Source organism: Carboxylicivirga mesophila, assembly GCF_018271975.1.
GTDB lineage: Bacteria > Bacteroidota > Bacteroidia > Bacteroidales > Marinilabiliaceae > Carboxylicivirga > Carboxylicivirga mesophila.
Map to the genome: position 1 here is coordinate 109,304 of NZ_JAGUCN010000002.1, position 25,741 is coordinate 135,044.

Below are 25,741 nucleotides of genomic sequence, written 5' to 3' on the forward strand. Positions count from 1 at the left end.
AAACTGAGTTAAAATATGAAAGGCAAAAGAAATAATTCTTTTGCCTTTTGTTCTTTTGGGAGGGAGCTCTGTCTATTGGCAGAAAATTGTTTTAAGTGTAAATGCTTTGTTATTTAACTTTACTTTCGTCATACTTTTTTTTCAATATGTAGTATTTTGACTTTGGATCTTTTATATCATCCCTTGATAATAAATAATATTCGTCTATAAAGGTTTTAAGTTTTATATTTTTTGAGTAGCCATTAATATTATTAAAAACATTAGATTCAATTACTTCTTTCAAATCAATAAGCTCAGTTCCTTTAAAGGAGTTAAAAGAGTCCCTCCATTTACTAGTATAGCCTAATTCTCTAAAGAATAATCGGTGCAATATATATAATTCGGGCATATACAAAAGCTCTCTGAATTCTTTTAAGTCACTGCCAAATGCTTCATAAAAGAAACTTTTGCCAACACCAATTTTTCCTTTTGTAGCATTTAGAATAGTTTGGATAGAGCGAATGAACTTTCGATTCCAATACTCTCCTAAATAATCCCTGTTTTTAAACCATTCAATCCCATCTAGTACTCCTATTGGGTGATATTTCATAGGAAACGAATGAATTTTTAAATCAAGCTCTTCGGATAATAAGACATTAATCTCAAGCCTTTGATAGAGTTCTTCAGGCTTGTCTTTTTCATTGTATAAGATGTAATTTGATAAATGTCTAATTCCATGTTTTGCAGCTAGGTGAATGGCTTTAACATATACCTTTTCATACTTCATACTATCAAAAGCTATACGAAGGGGTTTTATGGGAATTTGACTTAACAACTCCATGTTGTGTTCATTTAGTAAACGAGCATCTACACCTTGATTGAAATCTACATAACGTTTTTTAGGTATGCGATTTCTATATTTTTCGTATAATTCCCTCACTTCTGGATATATGTTCAAGACTTCTTTTTTCGATGCAGTGTGCCGAAGTAGCAACTTCCTTTCGTCAAGTAAATCATAAAACCACTGTTGCTTCTCACCTTTTAATCTCGAAAGTAGGTATTGAAATCTCTCAAAGGCAACATTAACATATGCATAGTCATTTGCCCCTTTTTTTAGGTTTTCTATTGCGATATCCAGAGAGTTGGGCTCAACATACATGGAATCCTTTTCGAAGCCAATTTTTTTTATTTCATCAATTATTTTAGGAAAATCTTTTGATGCTAACACATTATTATCCAATAGCAACAAATTTCTCTTTTCTCCAAAGTCATTTCTAATACCAGAAATATACTTATCCAATGAGATGAAAGAGTTGAAGTTAGGTTCTAATTTTGGTACTGCACAAAATTCACACTTTCGGATGCAGCCCCTTGTCATATAACCATAATAGGCATCTCTTTCTGGATACTTATAATCAATTTCTTCAAGTATTGAATAATCAAGGGGTAAGCTATCAACTACATAATCATTAGAATCAAGAATGCCTGGTTTATCCAGCAATCCTACATGCGGTCTTATCCCAGTCGCATCCTCAATTTTATCCGGCAACAAAGAAGCTAAGATTCCACCAATAAATACATCTTCATTTTGATTTACTAGGGATTTTGCAAATAAGATTGTTTCGACAGTAATCTTCCAATAGAAAGTAAACAATGTTGTTATGTAAACTCTATCCCAAAACGGTTTATTTAAATATCGCTTTTTTCTGTATTCATCCTTATAATAGTCAAGCCATCGCTCAATGAGAGCTTTTGATTCAGAATGTTTTAAAAGTTCATACTTAATAACTCCCTTTCCAGTTTTTACGTATTCATAAAGGTTTTTGTATTCGTTCTCCCATGAAAAATTTTTATCAATATCTTTTAGTTTATCCAGTAATAATTTGGTAATCTCAGTTATCACTAAATCTCTCAAGTCTCCCTTGAAAAACCTAACCTCATCACCTAGATTTCGGTGATATGTTGCAATTTTCATTAAACCAATCGGGGGATATTTATTTTTATAGTTTGGTTCAATTAATAAAATTTTTCTTCCTGCCATTATTTAAATCCTTCTTCAATCTTAAATTTTAAGTTCTCTGCCAAGTCAGGTGTTAAAACATTATCTATTACGGAAAAGACTTTAGAAACTAATTTCCTTTCAGCCTTTGATAATTTGGATAATTTATCTGTCCGAAATTTTACAGTAGAATCAGTTGCTTCAAATTTAGGCTTATTGTTATTTATCTTTGGCTTTTTAGTAGTGATAATTTTTTTATATATTTTATTCAAAGTTTCATCATTACTAGCTTTCTGTTCTATCCTCGAAAGTTCTTGTTGTTTCTTTTTTGCCTCAATTTCACTTTTCTCAATACAACTTATGAGTTTCTCTTGCTCCTCATTAGAACTAAATCCATCAGCAGCTTTCTGGTTATATGTATCATGAAGCTTCGTTACATTTTCAATCTTTTTCTGAGCATTTTTTATCTTGTTAGCTTCATGATAAAGTTTGTGTAGCTTATTGTGGAAGAATTTTCTTAGCGACTCATCAAACTCTAAACATTTTAAATTTTCATTAAAGTAATCACGTCTGGAGTTTGGGATTAAATCGCTATGTATGGCATGAATTTCACCAATAAAATAAAAATTACCTCTAGCTTCTTTGAAAAGTTTCACAAGGGCTGTATCTGAGCCAATCTGAATGTTAGCTTTGCGAAGTCGAATGCCTCTAGATAAGTTGTATTTAATATTTGGTATCTGTTTGTCAAAAGTGGATATGCCATACCAACCAACAGCTATTAGTTCGTCTTTGGAGTCTTTAAAATCAATAAATTCAATCTCAAAAACTTCATCATATTTTGTTGGTGGATCCTTCTCATAGAATGATGTCCGATATGCTTTAAAAATCTGATCTGTGTTCAGGTAAACACTGTATTCATCTAGATTAACTCCCCTATTGATTAATTCTTCATTTATCCTATCCTTAAAAATAAATCTCGATTGAAATGGAACTGGAGCGACCATTGATAAATATGATTCTACTTTTTCTATATCTAATAGTTCAGGTGCATTAACCCCTTTTAATATCACATTAAAATAATGCGAATCATCATCTTCGGGTTTAATATCCAAATCAATCACTGAACTAACGACTGTTAATGCATCAATTTTTAAGTTGTGGTCATTTAGTTTACTGATTAAGTCTTGTGCATCCCAAGTCATAATACTCTTTAGGCTCTCACCTTTATAGGAAGTCTCAAATATAAGCTCTTTACAATAACCTAGGCCACCTAATCGTCCAATGCCTCTGAATCCCTTATTGACTGTTCTGTCTTTTTGGGAATCTGCAATATCACCAAGTGTTGAAATAACCATATCGCTCGCAATGCCTGTTGCATTATCTGAAATGATAATTTCTCTTTTTCGCTTATTAATGTTAACATTAATTTGACCTTGCCTTTTATCCGATAAGATTCCCATCTCAACCGCTTTATCAATTTGATCAGCTGAGTTTTGGATGTATTCTCTAAAAACATATAATGAGTCTTCATACATGCCCGAAGTCAGGGTTTCAATTATATGTTTTCCTATTCTAATCTGATGCATTCAATTTACTATTTAAACTGCTTGTATAATGGTTTTGGAAACTTAATATTCAATAATGACCTAAAGATAGGGTTTTGAACAATGTATTCCCCTTGTTCGAGTCTGGTCATCATATTCTTATATACGGAGGGGACAAATCTATAATCATTCTTAGATATTTCAATAGCATTTGTTCGTCCATATGCATGTGTTGAGCAATTCCCTTTTACTCTTTCATGGATACTGCTTTTAAATTGCTCTGCAGAAAATAGGATTATGCCTAATGACCTGCCTCTCTCTGAGATATCAATAATCTGTCTTAAAATTGGGGAACTCTTTGGTACATCTGATGAAGCATACTTGTTAAGCTCGTCAATGAATATTACAATTTTCGAAGGAATATCTTTTTCATCTACATCCTCAAACTGACCTAATTGTAAATCATATACAGCTCTCATTACATCACCAAATACAAACCCTTGTAATGTTTCATTCAGCTTTGCAATGTCAAACACACAAACTTCATTCTTTCGGATGGTTTTAATCGCATCCTGAATTCTTGTCTCCCTTTTTTCCGGGACTACTCGAGGCGCAAAAATTGGATTCGATAAAGTCTTTGAAATAATTCGCTTAAATTTGCGCCAACTTTGAACAGTTATTTCTCCACCTTGGCCTCTACCAGATTTACAATGCTCTGCAACCTCGTCTTGGAAAGAATCCCAATCTCTAATATTTGAAAAATTCCCTTGCCCTGATATGACATAATTGACAATCGACTCCATTGTCTGGTTAGGGTCGTCGATGTTAGCAAATAGCATGTCTAGGTTTTTTCTATCAGCTTCATCACCATCATCATCATAAACATATTTAAAACGATAGGCCTTCTCTTGATTTATTTGGTCTTCAACCATAGCCTTACTAGCATATGTATTTTGTGTATAATCATCAGAAAATGGATAATAATATTTTACATTTCTAAACGGTTCACTATCTAAGCCCAAATCATTGTATATTGCCTTGTCTGAATCTTTGAGTTCCTCATTGGGTTCATCTATTGCTAATAAGTCTTTACCCTTCACATTTAATAGAACAAATGCAACATCATCTTTTTTATCATTAGCTATTTGAGCTTTTAAATATTCATGCTGTATTGATTTAAGTAAAAACATCGCATATGAAGTTTTGGAAGCTAAGCCAGAAATGCCAGAGATGTTTAGGTGGGCGCCCTCTGGGCCAATTAGAAACTTGGAATTCAAGTGTACTGGAAGTTTTACTTTTATATCATCATCCAAATTCTTATACATTTCCAAATAACCGCATACCAGTGGATTTTTTACATTATCTAGACCTAATGCTTGTTGTATCTCCTCCTTTGTGGCAAAACCAACGTTTTCTCCATCATTTACTGGAATGTATATATTCTTGGTATTACCGACTACTTTCGCTTTGACATAGTTCATTCCAATTCTTTGCGTATTTGGAGAAGCACTAATATCTCCAAAGTCATTAGAAATAAAACTGGTCAAGTAACTCGGTGAATCCGTTATATGTGAAATTTCCTCAATTACTCCAAAGGTGGTTGAGCTATTGACATTATCAACTCGCACTACATCAAATGGGTTTAGAATTAAATCTCTAGAAGTCCAAAAATAAAATTCATCAATGGTTGTTGGTTGCTTTTCTGTGGCGGCAACTTTTCCTATAACACGGTTCATATCTAGAATAAATTTAAAAATAGTTTATTGCTATAGTATTTGCTCTTAATGTATGATTCAGTAAGGTAAATCGGATATAAATGATTAGCCCATCTCAAATCACTACCATAACAAACAGGTAATCTTTCATTTATAATGTTTGCACTAATTAAATCAACTTCTTCAGAATCTAATCCTTTTTCTTTTTCCTCTTCAGATACCAGGACCTTTTCAACCTTTACAATGCCTTCGAATGGACTTGATGAATAAACAGCATCTCTAATTCTTAGATACCAAATAGCAAAGCTTACAGCCCCTTTTGCTCCTTTAGCATAACTAGATTCATACATATAGGCAGGTGTTCTATGGTATAGTTTTAACTCAGCAATCTTATTTGCATTGCTTTTCCCTCTTTCATCCTCGCACTTCTCAGGATTAAATGATTTTGAGACTCCAACTACTCTCTTATAGTTTGATTTTATAATGGACAAGTCACTGTATGAACCACCTTTTAACGTTTTATATTCTAGAGAACCATCTTTCAGTAAATAGGCATCTTCATTTAAAAAGTTATTTGAAGCAAGTCGTGCAACGACTTTCTTCTCATTTTCTATCATTTCATCTTGTACTTTTGCTATTGCAAGGTTCTCATACTTTTCACCGGCTTCCAGATTTCTGTTGTCATAGAATAAGCATTTTGATATTCTTATTCCGCGCTTTTTTGTATATTCTTGTTCATTAATCTTCTTTGTTAGATTATTAAAAAATAAATCAACACGATTAGTGGAGCAAGCATTCCGAGGAAGAGATAGCACCAAGTGATTTTCAATACTATGTTTTTTTAATTGTTTTTTATCTCGGATGCAACAACCTACACCTATTTGACCTGCAACTATGGGGTAAACCCTATTGCCATATGCTATATCGTCAATCTTATATACTCTTCTTGAGCCATCAAGAAAGTACTTAAATATTGGCTTCGAGTACTTTTGTACTTGCTCTGCTTTTTTCTTTAGATTTCTTGATTTGGGAATTCTCTCTATTTCGCCAAATCTTTTTACTGAGATATTTTGATGATCATCGTATTGAATTTTTGGAACATCAATGCCATCAAAACAATACTTTAAGCTTGAATAACTCGTTCCGTCAGTTTCATCAGCAATATATTGGGTTAGCCTCTTCATTGTCATCCTAATTCCTTAATATATTCTTTAATTTCTTTCCAATCTTTAACTCTGATTATATTAATCGGCATATCTATTTCAGTATTACAATTATAAGTTTGTTCTATAAGAAAAACATATTCACAATATCTCGAAAGTTTCTTTGCATTATTTATATCATCTTCAACAAAGTATCTATAGGGTTTATTATTAGTATAAAAAAACCTATTCTTAAAATCCTTTCGAATCAGATTAAATAGAGAACCGAGAAATATGAATTTCATTCTCCCTTTATCGATGCTAGTCCTCTCGATATATAGTTTGTCGTATTCTATATTGTATCTATTAAGCCATTCTTTAGTAATTTTTTTAATCGAGTTATCACTCCATTTTGTTTCTAAAATTACCCTACTGATAGTACCAAATGAGAATTGTGGCCAAGGTCGATAAGTATGGATATGAATTTTATAACCAAAAGAGTTTCTTAACTCTTGGATTATTTTACCTACATCAGTTTGAAATTCATCTTGTCTTTTCCAATATTCTGGATCATTAAAAATATCGAATTCATCATTCCTTGTAATAATGCTATTGGTCATCTGATGAACAGGAATCTTATCGATATCATCAGCCCAGAGAGTTATGCCTTTCTTTTCCCATAGCATTGTGCAAAAAGTATCACGATGCTTGTTTAAGACGCCATCAATATCAACTCCTATTATATTCGTTTTCATGTAACTGTATTTTCTATAGTTAGCAATAAATCTATAATAGCCTATGTGTAGTAAGAAAAATGAAATTGCAGCTAGTATTGAGTGACTTACTCCGTAGTTTGTAAGTATAATAGGAATCTTAATCAAAAAGTAATTTGTAAAAAACTCTTCTCCAACAGAAGCAATTATTCTCGCTCCAATTGCAAAATAAATCGAATTAATTAAGCCAAATGAGTAAACGATAATCCCAAACGTATGTTTTTGCCTGTAGTCTGGTTGATTTGTTAACAAAGGTAATACTCTGAAATGTGAATCATTTCTAGCCCGTTTACTGAAGAAATAATTTCTGATACCATTAACTGTTCTGGCATATAGTATACTATCGAGCCTAAAGCTAATCATATAAAAACATGCAAACATGCCAATTATGGAAAGTATAAACATAAAAAAACCAACAAAAAGGTTGACATTTATATTTTCAGCGGGACAATTTAATAAGCTATTAATGATATTTCCCCCTCCTTTAAACCATACAAATATTATCGCCGGAGCAGATGCAATTAATAAGTAGTAACGGTAAAAAGCTGAAATTTGCTTATTCGTCTCAAAGTGAGCATTTGAAATATTTTTATACTCTTCTAATTGAAACTGATTAAACGAGTCATCATTTAATGCAGAATGTTGATTATCTGCCATATGTTAAAGTTTTGTTATAAAATTAGGATAATTTGTATACTTTATATATTGCAGATGTGAATTTAGATGCGTTCTAAATATATTTCGATAATATTATATATAAAGAACAGGTGCAAGATTCTGGTATATTGATTTGTATATTATTGTTATCATTGTTCGTTAAATGAGTGTGCTTAATACTGAATTTTAAATTATTTAACATACATGCTAGCTTATTCTGCAAATAATCATTCAGGTTACTTTTCTTTATTTTTTATGATATTAGTATAAAATTTGTTTATACTAATTAAATTAGAACCTCTATTTAAAACTTGAATTTTTGCAACTAATCAGCCTTCCTGATACCTTAATAGTATATTCAGTTAGCAACTTAAATAGTTCGCGTGAGCTTTTCTTCGTATAAAATTCTGCCGGGTGGATGCTTCGTTCTCCAAAAATGTTATTCAAATTCCTCTGTTATAACCAAAGGACAAAAGATATACTTCTTGACATAAATTTTTCTGCAACTTACATTTTTAATCTAAACTTAGTTTTAGCCAATTTAGGTATCAAAAAGCCCGACTCAAAGAATCGGGCTGAATGTTTAAATTTTAAAGAGTTTGTGAGCAGGGAGTTTCTCTGTTATTATTCCCATCTTTTCTAAATTATGAAAATCTGTATCCGGTTTAATTCTTATACTGGAACTAATCAACTTTCTACCATCGTACAATCTTTCATCTTCTTCGATTAGGTTTTCAGCTACTCCAAAAAGGAATTGCTTCTTCCCATTCTTTAGGTGGTGAAAGACTCTCATGTTGAGAACTTTTAAGGTTACTCCACAAGGACTTTTAAGTCTAAAGGTCGAGTTCTTCTCGATTAGCACCTTGTCATCTTTCTTAATGTTGAAAGAAATTTTTCTGATTGTCTTTTTGTTCTGTTCTATTGTTGTTTTGAATTTCATATTGTTAGTTTTTAAGATTAGATAAATACTTTGTTTTTAGTTTTCAATGGGCTTTTATCCCATAGTTGGTAATCGATATAGCGTTTAAACGTTAAGTCAGTATGCACATCCATTGTATCAACCGCAAGCTGATTCGGCTTAATGCCGAGCTTTTCCAAGCGGCTTTTAATATCATACTTACCACTTCTTGAGATTATTCCCATTTTAACCAGTTCGTCCAAAGTATGATATTGAAGGTGTGCTAGAATTGAGTTAATCTTATTCATGTTGATTTTACTTTGCTTTCCTTTTTTATTGTAGTCGGCAAAGTGCTCATTGTAGGCATCAACATTTTTATTGTAGTTCATCACTCGTTTGGTCACATCAGTAAACTTTTCCTGTACGTCAATTTTAAATTGTTGCAGGAAATCATTGAACACATTAAACATCTCTTTGACAAGAGCTTTTGAAAACAATGTTTCCATAGGAAGCGAAATATCCCCTTTACTACTGTACTTTAAATTTACAAGCGATTCATTGTTTTGAATTGTATTTTTACCAACGGCCAATCGAAACGAAACCTTCTTGTTTAGAATTTTTTCATAGATTTTTGCTTCGGTTATTTCTTCCTTCGTCAATGTTCTTAATTCTTTATTGGGGTCTTTAGCACCTTTTTCAATTAAGCGGTCACAACGCTTCTTAATTTTACGCACCTTTTTGTAGCTCTTTTCAAGTTGCTTTCTGACAATACAATACTTTGCAAAAACATCTTTTCTATACAGGTGACTCATCATGCTATTTTTAAAGCTTATCTCATATCGAAGAATCTTATCAGCATGGGATTGAAGGCCTTCTTTAATGAGTTTCCCTTTAGTATCATATACATCCTCCACCTGAAATAGATTGCGTTTAAACGCTTTATTCATTTTGCGGTGATGATTACGCTCACCTTTAGAACTTCCGTACTCTGTTCCTTTGTGGTAAATTTTAGCAGCATAACGGCCAGTATTCAGGAAAATAGAAGTGCCCCAATCGGTTTTATTCTTCGATGTTTCTCGTAAGTATCTCTTTTTAATGCGCTTTTGATACTCTAAATACTTTAAGGCTTTCTCTTTTGATTCAAAGTATTGATTAAAACAGATATCCAACCGATTGATTTCAACATCATTCAAATCAATCCAACCAAAACTATCAATTAATGGAAATTGCATCTTGAGGAAATACTTCACAAAGAAGATTAGCCTATCATAAATAATGGCTTGGATTCGCTCCATGCTTTCAAGGTGTGCCCGACCATAAGAGTTTTTGAATTCCGTAATGTGTGGCACAAACTGAACGATGTTTGTACCAAAGATATACTTGGGAATTGAATAGTTAAATTCAATGTAATCTCTATCTAATCTTACCTGATAACCAAGATAGTAATGCGAAGATGTTAGTTTTTTATCTTTGAAAAAAGTTAATTGCTTTCCTGAGTCTCCATAGTGGATGCTTTTTAATTGAAGATACTTACTTTGGTTACTACTATGAATCTCACCTGTTTCGGTATCTACATAATCGGCAAATGGATTTTGATGTTCATATACCTTATCTGCTGTTTTTGAGCTCTCCAAAATATCTACCAATCGTTGATTTTTTTGCAAATTATGTATGCGTAGTCCTATTGAGTCAAACATATGTTGATTATTAAAAGGTTAGGGCTGAATTATCACAGAAAACAGTGTCTAGTTTCTGGACAGGTTCAGCCTTGTTAATAACTAGGCTGAACTGCCCTTAATTCTGATGGATTTTGATGAATTCTAAAAGCTCACTTTTCTTAAAAAGTACCTTCTTTCCTATTTTGAAATAGGGTACTTCGCCTTCTTTCTGATAGCGATATAAAGTGCTGTGTGAACAGTTAAGAAGCTCCATCGCTTCTTTTCTGGTAAGAATATCCTTTTCTTCACGAATGTTTGGAGGAGTGGATTGAGAGTTTAATTCTAAAAGTTCTTCCTGAATAATCTCTCTGAAGATTTGTTTTAGCTCTTCTCGTGAGCTTTCATTTAGTTCGAAATACAGCATAATTTTGCGTTTTTGATTATTAATTATGCTGCAAGAAACCCAATGAAACAGTGGTGACTTCAAAAGTCACCAAAGTCACCAATTATTATCGAAATGGATATTTCATTGGTCTTGGATTGGAAAACTTTCCTTTTACAGTGCTTAAGCTCCAATTCTCGAAATTTAAAAAGGCATCTTTCAAAAGGCTATAGTAATCGTATGCTTTAACATCCAAACATTTAGTTTTCTCAATGTCATAAAATTCTCGAATGAATCTTTTAAGGCTTTCGTTAGTACACTTAACAAAAACCTTCTCATAATTGGTTAATTGCTCAAATCCCTCAAATGCGAATGACAGGACTTTATCAACATCTTCTTTGCTTAATATCTGTTCACCTTCAAACTCGCCCTCTTCTTTATTGATAATTGTCAATCGATTGAAATACTTAACAATTTCCTCTTTGGATTGATAAACCTTAATTCTTTCGGGTATTATTACTTCTGGTTTGTATAATTCTCCCTCCAAGAATGACTTGAATTCTTTTAGAGCAATGTAAAAGTTTACTGAGTTTTCATCACTCTTAAGCTGATAGCCATATAACATTCTGTCAAAACGAGCACGGAGATTTAATCCTGATTTCTTATTAAGGTCTTTTGAGTCCTTAACCATTTCCCTGCAAATGATTTCAGTAAACTGTTCCGGTGTAGTTGCCTGACCATATTTTTTTCTCGTTTTTTCAGCTAATTGCCTCATTCTTTTCTTTGTGGCCTTATCAATTTTAATCTTTTTAAAATGACCAATTATTCTGTGTTGAAAATTTCCATCCTCAAAAAAGTGATATGAAAGATATCGGTTAAGCTGATTGTAATAAAAATCAATGGCTTCATCTTCTTTTTCAGCCTTTAAAATGGCTTCAAGTGATTCAATTTCCCTCTCGATACCAGTTTCCCTTAATTCTTCATTTAAGAACTTTCTTTCATGAATAAAGCTCCAGTGAAGGACGTCAAAGAACATTTTGCTTGTAACTAAATTCTCTTTTTTGCCATTAATAATGTTAATGACTATTGTATCAATTGACTGGCGCTCCATTCGGTACATTGTTAAATTTATTCATTGCTTCTTTTAATTGGTCTTGGGCTATCTTGTTATAGCGTTTAAACACTCTGTGGTCTTTGTGTCCTGATATCATCATAATGATTTCAGAAGGTATGCCAAGCCTGAAAGCGTTAGTAATAAAAGTTTTTCGTGCTACATGTGATGTGAGTAGTTGGTGTTTTGGTGTGCTCTCCTCAATCCTTCTTGAACCTTGATAACGAACGATTGTAATGTGGTCATTAAATCCGACAGCTTTACCGATGTCTTTCAAGTACAGATTCATTTTTTGGTTGCTTATAACAGGAAGGCATTTTTCATCAGGTAGGTGAGAATATTTTGCTAGTATCTCCTGTGCATAGTTATTAAGTGGGATTTCTATTAGTTCTTTGGTTTTGATTGAGAAGAAACGCAATGTGTTATTATTAATTTGAGTTCGTTTAAGATTGGCGATGTCTGAATATCTTAAGCTTGTGAAGCAGCCAAAGCAAAATACATCTCGAACTTGCTCAAGATACTTTTGCTTGAAGGTGAAGTTGTAAAGGTGCATAAGTTCTTCCATGCTTAGCACAATGATTTCGCCTTCTTTCTCGGAAAAGGTGTACTTCTTAAACTTCTCATTACTATGATATCCTTTATCTAGTGCCCAGCTCAAAAAGCGCTTTAAAACTTTTATATTTTTAGCTATCGTGTTGTTTGTGTTTTTATTAACATTGATGTAGTAGGTGACAAGTTCTTCAAATAATTCAGGAGTGAAGTCATTAAAATGTAATGCTCTTCTTTTGTTGTTAATGTAAATTTCTAATTGACTGCCTACTGATTTATATTTTCTGATAGTGCCAGGCGTACAAGTGTTTTTGAGCGAATCTAAAAACTCATTGAAATACTCTTTGAGCTTTTTACAACCATTTTTATTTGAGTTGAGTTTTTGTTTGAGCGTTTCAGGTGTAAATACTTCTCCAAGAATGTCAGATTCGCGATAGAGGCGAAGAACTTTTTCCCTGAAGGTTTCCAACCTTTGATTTATCTGGAGCTTTTCTCTTCCTCCTTTTACTCTTTCTTTCTTTTCATCCCAATGCTTATGGTCGATGCGTTCACCAACCGTACTTTTTAGGCGATAGCCATTAAAACTGAACGAATATATAATGGGAACATTCTTTGTTTTGATGTTACCATCCTTGTCTTTTCTTCTTTCAAGATAGTATTTAAATATTGCCATTGTGTGTAGGTTATTTACACACAATATTACACACAGAAATTGAAATATCAAACAGGATTATGTGAATTCGAATAAAACAACTAAAATTACGAAACCCTTATTAACAGGGCGTTTAAACGCTCTTTTGTGTGCTCGTGGAACCTCATTGAATTTAACAGAATAGTCCCGCCGGGGTCACAAATCCTCCTGATTGTCAGGGGGATTTTTTTTGATATGTGTCTGTCTAGTCCTGAAATAGCGTATCAATAGTTTGCAGATTAAAGGCATCAACAATATAAACGATTACTTTCGATATTTGAACACTCCCTATTTGGATTAGCTGTTAACCCTGTCTTCAGGTGGAAATATTGCCTTGTTATACCATACCTATTCAATACCTTTTATGAATGGTAACAACTATACAAAAGCTGTAATTAAGCAATATTTAAAACCTAGCTAGGTTTCGATGTAAACCTAACTAGGTTTTGGTGCAAACCTAACTAGGATTAGGTACCATCTCAATTTGTAGTAAAATTTGTCTTGGTATCATTTTTGCTTTAGCCTGCTCCGAAATCTAATTGAGTGACATGAGAAACAATAAAGCAGCCACAGGTAATCCGTTTTTTGATGTTAAGATGGGAACGGCAGGCGCACTCTTTTTGGGTGCCATTGTTTTTGTGGTCAACTATGCGCATGGCTGGCAGCTGGCGTTGGTGGCCGCATCCAAGCAAGGGCTATACACCTTTGTTATTGGAGGAGTTATGACCAAAATGACTGAGAATATTGCCATAAGAATCGGACAGCGACGAAATGCACTGCTGATGGCAGTATTGATTCCAACGTTGTTAACCTCGGCGCTTACCTTTGGCATGCATTCGTTAAAAGGAACGCCCGAACCATTTATCAGCACCATCCCCACCTTTATTTTTGCACCTGCGGGTTTCTATGGCTGGGCGCTTCGCAAACGCCGGCACTTTGACAGGCTTCAGGCAGAGATTCTTACTTAACCGAGTGTTCTATTACTGCTTGTTGCGTAAAAAGCCGACGCACATTTTAGCTGTTATATCCATCGAAGCAATACGCCTTTGGGAGTAATTCAAAATAGGCAAGCTTGGCATGGTAGGCTCCTTTTTAGTTGAATCAACGTTAATTCCACCCTTTTTTATGCAGGTGTTTATTAAAAAATATCTTGCTGGAAATAAAAACCTAAAAAAGTGTAATGTGTAGTTATTTAATAAGATAGCTATCTTGTGGCTTGTGCTTGTATAGGTGGTGTGATGCACCATTTATCTTCTTTGAAAGTCGTACATAGGCATTATAATGTCATTCCTCTCAGCCGACTTATAGATTTGTTATATCAATTAATTTTAAATCTATATGTTATGAAAAAAGTTTTACTTTCTTTAGGTTTTGCTCTTTCCGTGAGCGCAATGTCGGCACAGGTAATTTGTGATTTTGAAACTGCATTGCAATACGGGCCTGTTATAATAGGCGGGAGTGGGTTGCAAACCACCAGTTTAGTTGATAACCCAGCTCCTGATGCTGTAAATTCTTCACAAACAGTGTTAAAAGCTAATGCGTATTCAATTGACAATAATGGAGGAAATAAGATTGATGCAGTAATGTTTCAATTGCCCGAAGGTGAAACGTTTCAGGCAAATGATTATGCTGCAGTTAAAGTCAATATCTATGTGACAGGTGGAACTCCGGCCACGGTGCTAAAACCACGTGGTAAAGCTGGTATTTGGAATGCTGACAATGTAAGTTCTCCTGCTCCTGGAATATGGATAGGCGTTGTTAAAAACCGTGTTGATGGCGAGGATGGTTTAGCACCAAATCAGAGTGGGTGGATGCAATGTTATTTCGATATCTCAACTAAAACTCAAACTGATAATTATGATGCCTTCCAGATCCAATTGGATTGGAGTGATGAGCGGGCTGAGGATTTAGAAATTTATTTCGACGACTTTGAATTAGTAACAGAAATACCTGATAATGTTCCAACTGCCATTGGTGATGAGCTTGTTACGGCACCACAAATCATCAACGACAACAACCTTATAAAAATTAACAGTGAGACTGTAGTCAGCGAAGTGGTTGTGTTTGATATGACAGGTCGTGTGGTTTCACAGCTACAAAGCGATGAAATTAAGCAGATAAATATTGCGAATTTACCAGGGGGCTTATACATCGTTAAAGCTAAAGCAGAAGGTAAAGTTTATACTGAGAAAGTATTAAAGCGTTAAAAACTATTAGTGTTATAGAAAAGGGCTACCTATGGGATAGCCCTTTTGTTTTAATTTTAAGGAGAAAACAGATATGAGGCAAAGTATTTTAATAGTGATTGGCCTATTGATGGTGATGGCATCCTACGCGCAGAAGCCAAATATATTGTTGATTATGGCTGATGATCATGCCAACCGTACCATTAGTGCGTATGACGATGGTATTAACCAAACGCCTAATATTGACAGGATAGCCAATGAGGGTGCCATTTTTTTCAACAGCTATTGTGCCAACTCCATCTGTCAGCCCAGCCGGGCGGCTATATTAACGGGTAAGCACAGTCACAAAAACGGCGTATATGGAAATGGTTCACCCTATGATAATACGCAACAGCAGTTGCCTCGCATCCTTCAAAACAATGGTTATACCACTGCAGTTATAGGCAAGTGGCACCTTAAAGGCGAAGACCCGGGCGATGCCTTTGATTACTGGAACATACTAACCGAAGGCGGTGGTCAGGGGTATTACTATAACCCGACTTTTAAAGCGCAAACGGGCGCAACCACTCAAGTGGAAGGCTACTCCACCGATGTAATAACCGATCAGTCATTAACATGGCTGGACGACAATAAAGATGTGCCTTTCTGTTTGATGGTGCACTATAAGGCGCCTCATGTTACCCGCATGCCCATGGCTCGTAACCTGGAGTTATATGAAGACGAAACGATTCCGGAACCTGAAACGCTTTATGATGATTATAGCACGCGCGAAAAGTATGCGTCTACAGCCATTAACCGTCTGCGTTTCGACATAGAATCAACGGCATACAATTATTTTCCTAAGTATGGCGAATATAATTTGGCCGAGTATAAGCTGCTGGAGCGAATGACTGAAGAGCAGCGGAAGGCCTATCATGCCTATTATGATGCCGCAAATGCTGAATACGACGCTTTAGTGGCATCCGGACAGGTTGTGCCCGGCGAGAAGAGTGGTAAAGCCTATGCCTATCAGCGCTTTATTAAAGATTACCTCAAGGTGGTAGCTGGTGTTGATCAAAATGTTAAGCGGATACTCGATTATTTGGATACTAATGGATTAACCGATAATACCATAGTCATTTATTGTGGCGACCAAAGTTACTTCACCGGGCAGCATGGCTATTACGAAAAGCGTTTTATATACGAGGATGGTATGAAGATGCCACTACTGATGCGATATCCCAATCACATCATGCCTGATACTAAAGTGCAGGAATTTGTTCAAAACATCGATTTTGCACCAACCTTACTTGATTATTTGGATATAAACATACCCGGAGATATGCAGGGTGAATCGTTTAAGAATGTGGTGGAAGGCAATGTGCCATCTGATTGGCGTGATGCTGTTTATTACCACTATTATGATCATGGTAAGCATGGTATTCCACGTCATGAAGGGGTGCGAACCAGCCAATACAAGCTCATTAATTTTTACACCGATGACGCATGGGAGCTTTACGATTTAGTTAATGATCCTCACGAAGTCAATAATGTGTATAAGAATGAAGCCTATGCTGATGTGGTTAAGGCGCTAAAGCTCAAACTGGCCAGTTTGAAGCAGCAGTATGAAGTGCCAGGCGCCGACGTGATTGCCGAGGATTTTGAGGGAGGTCTCTATAAGAATAATCAGGCCAAGCTCAACTGGCAGTTGCAAAATAGTGCTGGTTCAGCCTATCGGGTGGTTAATAATCCGGATAATAGTGACGCCAATGCTTCACTAAATACAGGTAGGATAGTGCGCAATGGAGCCACAACGGCAACCACTCTGTCTGTTAATCTGGGCGATCAGTTTTGGGATCTGATGGTAAATAGATACTTGTCTTTAAAGGTACGATCCGATATCAGTACAGATATACAGATTGCACTGTCAAAAGATGGAAGTGATGTTTTGGTTAAAAAAAGCACGGTGACAGGCAATGCCGGATGGAGCGAAATTAGGCTTGACTTCTCAGATATACCCTATGCCAGCTTGCAAAATACCTATAACCAGCTCAGTATTATCATGGGGGCAACTACGCCCAATGCAGATGGTACCATATGGTTTGATGAGCTGACCTTCGTTGATAATCTGTCAACTGACATTAAAAACATCGGAACTGAACAGGGGTATTTTTACCCCAATCCAACCAATGGAGATGTAAGCATTAAAGGGTTAGAACATGTGGCAAGTATTGAAGTATATGCATTGAATGGCGCCTTGGTGGCTGTTGAGCGTGGTGCCAATATTAGTCAGCTGTCACTCAATAACCTCAATAATGGTACCTATTTACTAAGGGCTATTACTGAAACTGGCATTTCAAAGATCGGAAAGGTCACTAAGATTTAAACGAGTAACATATTTGCACAGTCATAAAGGAAGGATGTCCATGTCGGGCATCCTTTTTTGTATATTTAAAACTAAAGTTGAGTTAATATATGAGCTATATGTGCATTTATTTTGCAAATAAAGATGTAATGAAAAGATTAAAAAATTAAATGATGTAATGTGCAGTCAGATAATGATTAAAGGATTGATTTGGGTTGTGCTGTTGGGGTAATATATCGGCGATTGAACGGCTATAATGTATTAAATGAAAGTTCTATTGCAGTTGTTTTTTTAGAAGGCGCTTGAGCCCAAAATATATTTGCTGTTAAAGAATCTGAAAAAAAGAAAAAATGTTTTTCAGGATTTTTAGATGAATGAATCAGTAAGTAATAGAAAAACCAGTTTTATGGAAAATGGAAAAAAGAGGTTTAATTGGAAACAGTTGTTGCTTCCTGTTACCTTATTGTTTTTTGTGACGGCCTGTGACACCTTTCTCGATGATGAGAAGTATGCAGGCGTGCCTCATTCATTACGTTACATGTCTATCGATACCTACCGCATTGGTGATGATTACGTATCGGTGACGCCAACAGTAATGGGAGGTGAAGGAGCTATATTTACCATCGAATCTATCGATGGCCCGGCATCAGATGAGGTGAAAGCATCCTCGTTTTCTATTGATAGTAATAAGGGAAATATTAACATCAAAGAGTATTGTCGTTTACTGCCTGGCGAGTACTCGCTGGCTGTGAAGGTGAGCAACCCATCAGGTTCAGAGGTGTTTGAAAATGCTTTTGCTTTTACTGCAGTGCAGGTGCAACCAAGCAAACTGAGTTATGTGCCGTCGCTGTATTCGTTTTACGGGACTTCAACGGGCGATCTCACTTCACCGGCTAACGTTAATGGTGGCGGTCCTTATTCCTTTTCGTTGGATGATCCCTTCAACTATTTTGCAATAGATGAGCAAACAGGAGAAATTGAAAAGATTGCTGAGGTTGATGTGGCCGATGATAGTAAGCTGATTAAAACCTACGATGTAGGCGTAGCCAACGAATTGGGCAGCTACAACGCACCCAAGGCCATCACCATTGAGATTATTGGTGCCAATGTAGGTAAGCTGGCCTATAATGCCGAGTACAAAACACCCAATGAGGTGAGCCTTGGTTTAATCAACAGCACTGCATCTACCTTGGCAGGTAGTTACACCGATGTAGTTAACGAGGAAGATTATACCACCGAGCTGAGCGAATCAACGAACGGCCCCATTTTTAAGGGCAATCGATTCACCAACTCATGGCACATAGCCACAGCACCTGTTGTGATGGATCAAACGGGCGGAGGAGAAAGGGTTAATACACTTTTTCTCAGCTTTAAAACCGCTTCCAGTACAACCGAGTGTGTGTCTATAGTGGTGAGCGACGCAATTCAGCTGGAAGGAGCTATAAGTGCCTATGCCGAGATAGCCGCCTATAAGCGTTACATCGACAATGATTTCAATCAGCGCTTTGCACTCTTGGTGTGCGATGATGAGGCTTATAACGAAGAGGATCCCTTTGCATCTCAATGGTTTGAAATAGAAGCGAACATTGCACCTGGCATGCTGCCTTATTCCAATCCGATTAAGGAATCCAGCTTGTTGGCTGCAGGCGAAGGTACGCAGGCTTTTGCTATACCGGGCGACTTTGTGGGTAGTAAGGTGCGCATGGCTTTAAAAGCTGTACACCTGAATCCTGAACTAGGAAATCTGGGTCGCGAAGCATTTGTTTATAAGTGGCAGGTAAGAGCAAAGTATTAACCCAATCAAAGTGAAATGATGACATTAAAAACATATTTGAGTAAGGCAATATATCTCACGGTAGTAATCAGTTTGCTATTTGTTAGTGCAGATGTGTTGGCACAGGCACAGTTTAAGAAGGTAACAGGCCTGGTGGTTGAAAAACAAACCGGCGATCCTATGCCCGGGGTTACGATACGCATCAAAGGCCGCACCGAAGGTACAATTACCGATTATGAAGGCAAGTTCAACATTCGCGTAAAAGAGAGCGATGTGCTTATCTTCTCATTTATAGGTATGGAAACGCAGGAAATACCTGTTGGTGGTAAAACGCAGTTGAGTGTGGCTTTGGCAAGTGATTCGGAGCAGTTGGAGGAGATTGTGGTAACAGGTTACGGAACAACCAAAGCCAAAGATGTTACAGGATCTATCAAATCCATTAAACTCAGTCAGATTGAGGATAATGCGGCGCCGTCGGTAGACGAAATGCTGCAAGGTCGTTTGGCGGGTGTGCGTCTCAATAAGGCCGATGGGGCACCCGGACAGGCTATGGTGTTCGAAATCCGCGGTAGCAACTCCATCACCGGAAACTCTGACCCATTGTATATTGTAGATGGATTCCCCATTGATGATCCGACCTACATCACCACCATCGCACCTGAAGATATTGAACGTATCGACATTCTAAAGGATGCATCGGCAACTGCTATTTATGGTTCGCGTGGTTCAAATGGTGTGGTAATAATCACTACTAAGGGAGGTATTGATGAGGCCAAAACGCGTGTGAATGTAAATGTGCAACAAGGTGTGAGTGTTATTCCACAGGAGCGCCGTTTAGACGTGCTGTCACCATATGAGTTTGCCAGGTTGCAGCAGGAACAGAACAACCTGAGCTATGGTGATCCGGAACAATACAGAAACGTAAAAGGCACCAACTGGCAGGACGAGATTTTTAAACCTGGTAACTTCAGTCGGGTCAATGCATCTATGCAGGCAGGTAATGATTTAACCAAACTGTTCGCTTCCTTTGGTTATGTAGATGAAGATGGAACCATGATAAATACCGGGTTCAAAAGGTTTACAGGGCGTTTAAAGGTCGATCATAAAATCAACAATAAGCTGGAGGTGGGTATTAATGCGTCGTATACCAATACTGAGTATACCGGCATGAAGATATCAACTTCAACAGTAAGCGCCATTAAGAGTGCTATTATGTTCCGTCCTATTTTGCCGTTGGATGATATTGAATCGGACGATGAGCAGGATGATTATAATGCAGGCTATTTCCCTCCTGACCAAACATTGGAAAACACAGATCGTTCTGAACCCCGGGATGTGGTGCAGGTTAACTCTTACCTGGATTATAAAGTGGCCAAAAACCTGAAGTTCAGAACTACTTTTGGTTATACATTTGATCATAAACAAGTCAAGACGTTCTTTAATACAGGTACCAATCAGGCAGATAGAGGTACTGAAGGTATCAATGGTAGCGTGAGTAATGTTCAACGCCGCTCGTGGATCAATGAGAATACTTTAACCTATAACCTGAAGAAGGGTGATCATCACCTGAATGTGTTGGGAGGTTTTACACTACAGGATACCAAAATTTATAATACCTACATGAAGAGTAACAATTTTCCGTTTGATGATTTCGGATGGAATAACTTTGTGTTAGGCGTTAACCCGCAGGTGTCAACATCCAGCTTGTCTAATACCCGGCTGATGTCAGGTCTGGCACGTGTTAATTATACCTATCTCGATAAGTACCTGTTAACAGCCTCGATGCGTGCCGATGGCTCCTCTAAATTTCCAACCGATAATAAATTTGGGTATTTCCCATCATTTGCACTGGCATGGCGTGCTATCGAAGAGCCATTTATTCAAAACCTGAATGTGTTTTCGAACCTGAAGGTGAAAGGTGGATATGGTACTACGGGTAACAACCGTATTGGTAATTTTGATTCATTGGTGACATTGGGTAGTGGTAATGGCTATTACTTCGGTAACTCATATATCCCGGCCATCTACCAAAAGAAATTGGCCAATACCAACCTTAAGTGGGAGACTACGCAGCAGTACAATGCCGGACTCGAAATGGGTTTTCTTAAAAACCGCATTGTGCTGGAAACAGAAGGCTACTACAAGCTGACTGACGATTTGTTGCTGGATGCGCTGGTTCCGCCTTCTGCTGGTTTTACAGGTGTAAAAGAAAACCGTGGAAGCATCAGCAACTACGGTGTGGAAATAACACTGCAAACAGTTAATGTAGATACGAAAAACTTTAAGTGGACCACCAACTTTAACATCTCCTTCAACCGCAATAAGGTGAAGAACCTGAGTGTTGGTGAGGATGAGCGCCTTTACAATCCGGGCGTAGGAGGCATTTTCTCCGAAGAAAACATCTATGGTTTATTTGTTGGGCAGCCTGTTGGTGTCATGTATGGCTACCGCATGGAAGGCATCTATCAGGTGGATGATTTTATTCACGATTCGGCCACGGGCGAATACATTCTGAAGGATGGCGTTACCGGACTGGATTACACGGCTGGTAAGCTGGGGCCTGGTATGCCAAAGTATGCCGATTTGGATGGCAATGGTATTGTGAATGAGAACGACCGTGAAATCATAGGAGATCCTAATCCCATTCATCATGGTGGTTTGCATAACTCCTTCGAATATAAAGGATTTGACTTAGGCGTGTTGGTAACCTGGTCGTATGGTAACGATATTTTTAACGGCAACCGCGCTGTGTTTGGTGTGCCGGGAGCCCAGCGCAACCGCAATTACCTGGGCGAAGTGGCCAACCGCTGGACACCCGATAATCCGATAGAATATGGTGTGTGGGCCGCTCCGGCAGGCGATCAGACTTACATACCTGTTTACAGTGGTAAAATGATGAGCGACTTCTGGGTGGAAGATGGTTCATACATCAGAATTAAGAATGTGGCATTGGGCTATACACTGCCTAAGACACTAACCAATAAGCTGAATATTGAAAGAATCAGATTGTCAGCCACCGTTGATAACCTATATGTGTTCACCAAGTATTCTGGATACGATCCTGAGGTATCGGTAAGAAACGAAGCCTTAAACCGTGGTATTGATTATTCGGCCTATCCAAAAGGACGTTCATTTACGTTTGGCCTAAATATGACATTCTAATTAAAAAGATGAAATCATGAAGAAGCAATTGAAATATTACATATCACTGTTTGTCATTGTAGTGGCCGGTCTTACGTCTTGCGAATTTCTCGAATTGGACCCAACCAATGAATTTGAGCGTGATGATTACTATAAAGACAGGAATCAGGCTGATATGGCCCTGGCCGGCGTATATAGCAAACTGGCCGAGTTATATAAAGAGCACATGTCCATTTGGCTGAGTGCCGGGACAGATGAGTTTTTGCACAATAAGCTGGCTAGCAGTACACGCGGGAGTGAGATATCGAAATTCAACTACAATGCATTTAATACTGATATCAAACGGATATGGACCATGTCGTTCACGCTTATCTCCAGAACGAATGATCTGATTTATAACCTTGAGGGACGCGACACAATAGCCTATATGACATTGGAACAACGTCAGGCCATGATTGGAGAGGCCTTAACCTTACGCGCCTTTTCCTACCTGAACCTGGTGCGCATGTTTGAATATGTGCCGGTACGTACCTTGCCATTTGTTGATATTGCAGAAGATAATGGCGATCTGCACCTCAAGAGTCAGGAGCCACAAGTGGTATACAACCAGATTATAGAGGACCTGAGTGCTGCCACCGGCATGTTGCCCGACGAACCTTATGCCTTTGGCCGGGTATCCAAATCGGTGGCTCACGGTTTACTGGCACGTGCCTACCTGCACCTGGCCGGCGTGCGCGTTAATGGTGGTGTTGTAGGTGTTGAGGAATGCTACAGCCAGGTGGTGAAGCATTGTAATGCCGTTATTGAATCAGGCCGTCACTCTCTGCTCGACGATTACAGTGAAGTTTTCCTGAATCAGATTCAGGAAGTTCAGGATAACCGCGAAATCATGTGGGAAGTGGTATTTAAATTCACTACCGAACGCGATTTAGGTGGTTTCATAGGCAACTACAACGGTCCTAAAGTTGGTGGCGAAGTAAATGATGATCCTGAAGGTAACCCATTAGTCTATATCACGGCTACCTTAAACCAACTCTACGGAGCGGAGTATGAAGAAACGCCTGGATTAAATCCCGATGAACGCCATGGCTGGAATAGTATTCCATACAACATCAACTTCAAGGATGGCGCCTATTCATTTCCAGGAGATATCAGCAATAAGTTGCGTTGGTATGGTGGTAAATGGCGACGTGTGCAAAAAGTGGTGTCAGGCACCAATGCTTCGGGCGATGACGTTTACACAGCCCGTGTGCTCGAAAGTGGCGCGATTAATAAGTGGCGAACATCTATCAACTATCCCTTATTGCGCTATGCCGATGTATTGCTGATGAAAGCCGAGGCTGTTAACCAGCTTTATGGTCCAACACTCGATGCCATCGATAATATCAATGCCGTTCGCCTGCGTGCCGGTGCTGCAACCGTTCAGGAGCTGCTGGCTTCAGAAGGCTTGGCCTTAACACAGGAACAACTGTTTGAAGTGATTAAAGATGAACGTAGCCGTGAACTGTGTTTCGAAGGGTTGCGCCGCTTTGACCTGGTACGCTGGGGTACCCTGGTAGAGGCCATGAAAGAGCAGAATACCTTAATCGTTAATCATCCCGATTATGATCCGGCTAAAGATGAGTTTCTGACTTATCCGGGTAACGCAGTGGAAGAGCGTCACAATGTATTTCCGATACCAAATGATGAGATTACACTTAATAAAAATGTGCAGCAACATCCTCTTTGGAAGTAATTAAAACACTACAATTATGACACGATATATTATATCCATATTACTGATTTTAGGTCTTTGGGCCTGTACCGAAGACAAAGATGTTCTGGAACTCAATGCGGCTCCTTCGGTGGTCGATTATCAGAACTATGCAGCCACGGTGAATCAGGGTGCCGAATGGTCATCGGGTTTACCCCTGGTAAGGGGCGAAGGTAAAATGACTTACAGCTTATTGAGCGTCAGTTACCTGGCCTTGGAAGCTGAAGAGGCGGTGGTAATTGAAGCGCACCCGTTTACGATGGATGGCAGCGGATTGATTGCCTTGCCAGTCGATAATTTACTTGAACTGGGCACTTACACCATTGCTGTTGAAGTCAGCAATGACTATGGAACATTGCTTAATAACGAAGCCATTAAACTGGAAGTGGTGGAGGACCTGTTACCGGTTATCAGTATTCAAACGCCAACGGGCACCAACGAAATAGAACTGCTGGTGAATCCGGCAGGCGAGCCGGTGGATGAAGTGGGGAATGTGCTTGAAGGGTTATTGCCGGGCGTAAGCATCCTGTTTGCCAACATGGGCATTGAAGAGGTATTAATGACACCAGTCGACGTGTTTACATTCGGACGTGAATCAGATTATGTGGAAGAGGGCGCTACAGATATTGGCGTGGTAAAAATGGTCGGGCCATTTGAAGTTGGTACCTACACCTTAACATTTACAGGCACCGTGAGTCAGCCTGAAGTGGCTCAACTGCTTGTGAATGTAAAAAAACTCAACCTGCCATACGACCAGGCTATTTTTGCCATGGATTTATCAGGTGAAGATACCGGTCCGCGAAATGATCAGCCCGAGACCTTGGTGGGTGGTCTGCAAATGCACCTAATCTATGGAGCGCTTAAGAGTGGTAGAGCATTTTGGAATGTACAGGCCGATAAAAATCATCCGCTCGATGAGTTTGATGCTACACCAATACTGCGCTGGTTGGCATTTAACGCAGATCTTGGCTATGATACCGAGACAGCTAACAAATCGCAATCCATCGTTATTCTTAATGAGGTGGTTGATGTGCGCGATGTGCAGGAAGTAAGAGTTGATGCTTCATTCTTAGCCAATAAGGCAGCTGAGTTAACCTCTGGCTTGTTACGTTGCGATATTAGAGTGTGTACTGAAGAAGAATACCAGGCCATGCTGGCTATGGCCACTCAGGATGAGAAGAAAGCAGCCGTAAACAGCTGGCAACAGGTGGCTACCTCATTGGGTACTACCCCAACAGCCGGAACCGATGAAAATACAGGTTATGGCTATTTCGAAATGGCGGCAACTATCGATAAGGCCTCACTGCCGATAAGTGCCTCTAACCAATTGCGTTTCATGTTTCATATGGTGGCTGATAAGGATGGTCCGAATCCGGGTTATCTGGCGCCACAATCGTTTAATATCGAAGGTACATTTCTAGACAGTGAGTAAACTTAACGGCTGG

The 25,741-nt window shown here is 37.9% G+C and carries 17 protein-coding genes; 7 read left to right on the forward strand and 10 right to left on the reverse strand.

Annotated elements, in window-relative coordinates; all coding sequences use genetic code 11:
- Positions 1 to 109: 109 nt before the first annotated feature.
- The 10 genes from KEM09_RS02540 to KEM09_RS02585 form a co-directional block, all read right to left on the reverse strand.
- Positions 110 to 2,020 (reverse strand): radical SAM protein, encoded by a 1,911-nt coding sequence (locus KEM09_RS02540; protein ID WP_212225020.1) that lies wholly within the window; start codon positions 2,018 to 2,020, stop codon positions 110 to 112.
- The gene (locus KEM09_RS02545) at positions 2,020 to 3,564 is read right to left on the reverse strand and encodes an ATP-binding protein (protein ID WP_212225030.1); all 1,545 of its coding nucleotides are present in this window, start codon (positions 3,562 to 3,564) and stop codon (positions 2,020 to 2,022) included. Before KEM09_RS02545 ends, KEM09_RS02540 begins: the two co-directional genes overlap by 1 nt.
- Before the next feature lie 8 nt (positions 3,565 to 3,572).
- Positions 3,573 to 5,258: an ATP-binding protein gene (locus KEM09_RS02550; protein ID WP_212225032.1), complete on the reverse strand. Its 1,686-nt coding sequence runs from the start codon at positions 5,256 to 5,258 to the stop codon at positions 3,573 to 3,575.
- Between the two features lie 2 nt (positions 5,259 to 5,260).
- A complete protein-coding gene (locus KEM09_RS02555) occupies positions 5,261 to 6,421 on the reverse strand; it encodes a hypothetical protein (protein ID WP_212225033.1) in 1,161 nt (386 codons plus the stop codon).
- A 2-nt stretch (positions 6,422 to 6,423) separates the two neighbouring features.
- Positions 6,424 to 7,809, reverse strand: a complete 1,386-nt coding sequence (locus KEM09_RS02560) for a hypothetical protein (RefSeq protein ID WP_212225035.1) — start codon at positions 7,807 to 7,809, stop codon at positions 6,424 to 6,426.
- Between the two features lie 583 nt (positions 7,810 to 8,392).
- The gene (locus KEM09_RS02565; RefSeq protein WP_212225043.1) at positions 8,393 to 8,749 is read right to left on the reverse strand and encodes a hypothetical protein; all 357 of its coding nucleotides are present in this window, start codon (positions 8,747 to 8,749) and stop codon (positions 8,393 to 8,395) included.
- Positions 8,750 to 8,766: 17 nt separating this feature from the next.
- Positions 8,767 to 10,404, reverse strand: coding sequence for a phage/plasmid replication domain-containing protein (locus KEM09_RS02570; protein WP_212225045.1), 1,638 nt, complete (start codon positions 10,402 to 10,404; stop codon positions 8,767 to 8,769).
- 97 nt (positions 10,405 to 10,501) lie between these two features.
- Positions 10,502 to 10,789, reverse strand: a complete 288-nt coding sequence (locus KEM09_RS02575; protein WP_212225047.1) for a helix-turn-helix domain-containing protein — start codon at positions 10,787 to 10,789, stop codon at positions 10,502 to 10,504.
- An 85-nt stretch (positions 10,790 to 10,874) separates the two neighbouring features.
- On the reverse strand, positions 10,875 to 11,858 hold the full coding sequence (locus KEM09_RS02580; protein WP_212225050.1) for a hypothetical protein: 984 nt from the start codon (positions 11,856 to 11,858) through the stop codon (positions 10,875 to 10,877).
- On the reverse strand, positions 11,839 to 13,080 hold the full coding sequence (locus tag KEM09_RS02585) for a site-specific integrase (RefSeq protein WP_212225058.1): 1,242 nt from the start codon (positions 13,078 to 13,080) through the stop codon (positions 11,839 to 11,841). The genes KEM09_RS02580 and KEM09_RS02585 overlap by 20 nt, the downstream gene beginning before the upstream one ends.
- A 566-nt stretch (positions 13,081 to 13,646) precedes the next feature.
- On the opposite strand from KEM09_RS02585, the gene KEM09_RS02590 reads away from it, so the two are divergent.
- From KEM09_RS02590 to KEM09_RS02620, 7 genes are all read left to right on the forward strand, one after another.
- Positions 13,647 to 14,066: a hypothetical protein gene (locus tag KEM09_RS02590; protein WP_212225060.1), complete on the forward strand. Its 420-nt coding sequence runs from the start codon at positions 13,647 to 13,649 to the stop codon at positions 14,064 to 14,066.
- Positions 14,067 to 14,441: 375 nt separating this feature from the next.
- Positions 14,442 to 15,305 (forward strand): T9SS type A sorting domain-containing protein, encoded by an 864-nt coding sequence (locus tag KEM09_RS02595; protein WP_212225062.1) that lies wholly within the window; start codon positions 14,442 to 14,444, stop codon positions 15,303 to 15,305.
- 73 nt (positions 15,306 to 15,378) lie between these two features.
- A complete protein-coding gene (locus KEM09_RS02600) occupies positions 15,379 to 17,649 on the forward strand; it encodes a sulfatase/phosphatase domain-containing protein (protein WP_212225073.1) in 2,271 nt (756 codons plus the stop codon).
- A 385-nt stretch (positions 17,650 to 18,034) separates the two neighbouring features.
- Positions 18,035 to 19,423: a hypothetical protein gene (locus KEM09_RS02605; protein WP_212225075.1), complete on the forward strand. Its 1,389-nt coding sequence runs from the start codon at positions 18,035 to 18,037 to the stop codon at positions 19,421 to 19,423.
- A 15-nt stretch (positions 19,424 to 19,438) separates the two neighbouring features.
- Positions 19,439 to 22,564, forward strand: a complete 3,126-nt coding sequence (locus KEM09_RS02610) for a SusC/RagA family TonB-linked outer membrane protein (RefSeq protein ID WP_212225077.1) — start codon at positions 19,439 to 19,441, stop codon at positions 22,562 to 22,564.
- A 16-nt stretch (positions 22,565 to 22,580) separates the two neighbouring features.
- Positions 22,581 to 24,278 (forward strand): RagB/SusD family nutrient uptake outer membrane protein, encoded by a 1,698-nt coding sequence (locus KEM09_RS02615; protein WP_212225079.1) that lies wholly within the window; start codon positions 22,581 to 22,583, stop codon positions 24,276 to 24,278.
- Positions 24,279 to 24,294: 16 nt separating this feature from the next.
- Positions 24,295 to 25,728: a hypothetical protein gene (locus tag KEM09_RS02620; RefSeq protein WP_212225081.1), complete on the forward strand. Its 1,434-nt coding sequence runs from the start codon at positions 24,295 to 24,297 to the stop codon at positions 25,726 to 25,728.
- Positions 25,729 to 25,741 lie beyond the last annotated feature (13 nt).

What these genes read in the sequence shown, in the direction of transcription:
- KEM09_RS02540 (WP_212225020.1), bottom strand. Translation starts at nt 2,020, where the DNA reads ATGGCAGGAAGAAAAATTTTATTAATTGAACCAAACTATAAAAATAAA.
- KEM09_RS02545 (WP_212225030.1), bottom strand. Translation starts at nt 3,564, where the DNA reads ATGCATCAGATTAGAATAGGAAAACATATAATTGAAACCCTGACTTCG.
- KEM09_RS02550 (WP_212225032.1), bottom strand. Translation starts at nt 5,258, where the DNA reads ATGAACCGTGTTATAGGAAAAGTTGCCGCCACAGAAAAGCAACCAACA.
- KEM09_RS02555 (WP_212225033.1), bottom strand. Translation starts at nt 6,421, where the DNA reads ATGAAGAGGCTAACCCAATATATTGCTGATGAAACTGACGGAACGAGT.
- KEM09_RS02560 (WP_212225035.1), bottom strand. Translation starts at nt 7,809, where the DNA reads ATGGCAGATAATCAACATTCTGCATTAAATGATGACTCGTTTAATCAG.
- KEM09_RS02565 (WP_212225043.1), bottom strand. Translation starts at nt 8,749, where the DNA reads ATGAAATTCAAAACAACAATAGAACAGAACAAAAAGACAATCAGAAAA.
- KEM09_RS02570 (WP_212225045.1), bottom strand. Translation starts at nt 10,404, where the DNA reads ATGTTTGACTCAATAGGACTACGCATACATAATTTGCAAAAAAATCAA.
- KEM09_RS02575 (WP_212225047.1), bottom strand. Translation starts at nt 10,789, where the DNA reads ATGCTGTATTTCGAACTAAATGAAAGCTCACGAGAAGAGCTAAAACAA.
- KEM09_RS02580 (WP_212225050.1), bottom strand. Translation starts at nt 11,858, where the DNA reads ATGGAGCGCCAGTCAATTGATACAATAGTCATTAACATTATTAATGGC.
- KEM09_RS02585 (WP_212225058.1), bottom strand. Translation starts at nt 13,080, where the DNA reads ATGGCAATATTTAAATACTATCTTGAAAGAAGAAAAGACAAGGATGGT.
- KEM09_RS02590 (WP_212225060.1), top strand. Translation starts at nt 13,647, where the DNA reads ATGAGAAACAATAAAGCAGCCACAGGTAATCCGTTTTTTGATGTTAAG.
- KEM09_RS02595 (WP_212225062.1), top strand. Translation starts at nt 14,442, where the DNA reads ATGAAAAAAGTTTTACTTTCTTTAGGTTTTGCTCTTTCCGTGAGCGCA.
- KEM09_RS02600 (WP_212225073.1), top strand. Translation starts at nt 15,379, where the DNA reads ATGAGGCAAAGTATTTTAATAGTGATTGGCCTATTGATGGTGATGGCA.
- KEM09_RS02605 (WP_212225075.1), top strand. Translation starts at nt 18,035, where the DNA reads ATGGAAAATGGAAAAAAGAGGTTTAATTGGAAACAGTTGTTGCTTCCT.
- KEM09_RS02610 (WP_212225077.1), top strand. Translation starts at nt 19,439, where the DNA reads ATGATGACATTAAAAACATATTTGAGTAAGGCAATATATCTCACGGTA.
- KEM09_RS02615 (WP_212225079.1), top strand. Translation starts at nt 22,581, where the DNA reads ATGAAGAAGCAATTGAAATATTACATATCACTGTTTGTCATTGTAGTG.
- KEM09_RS02620 (WP_212225081.1), top strand. Translation starts at nt 24,295, where the DNA reads ATGACACGATATATTATATCCATATTACTGATTTTAGGTCTTTGGGCC.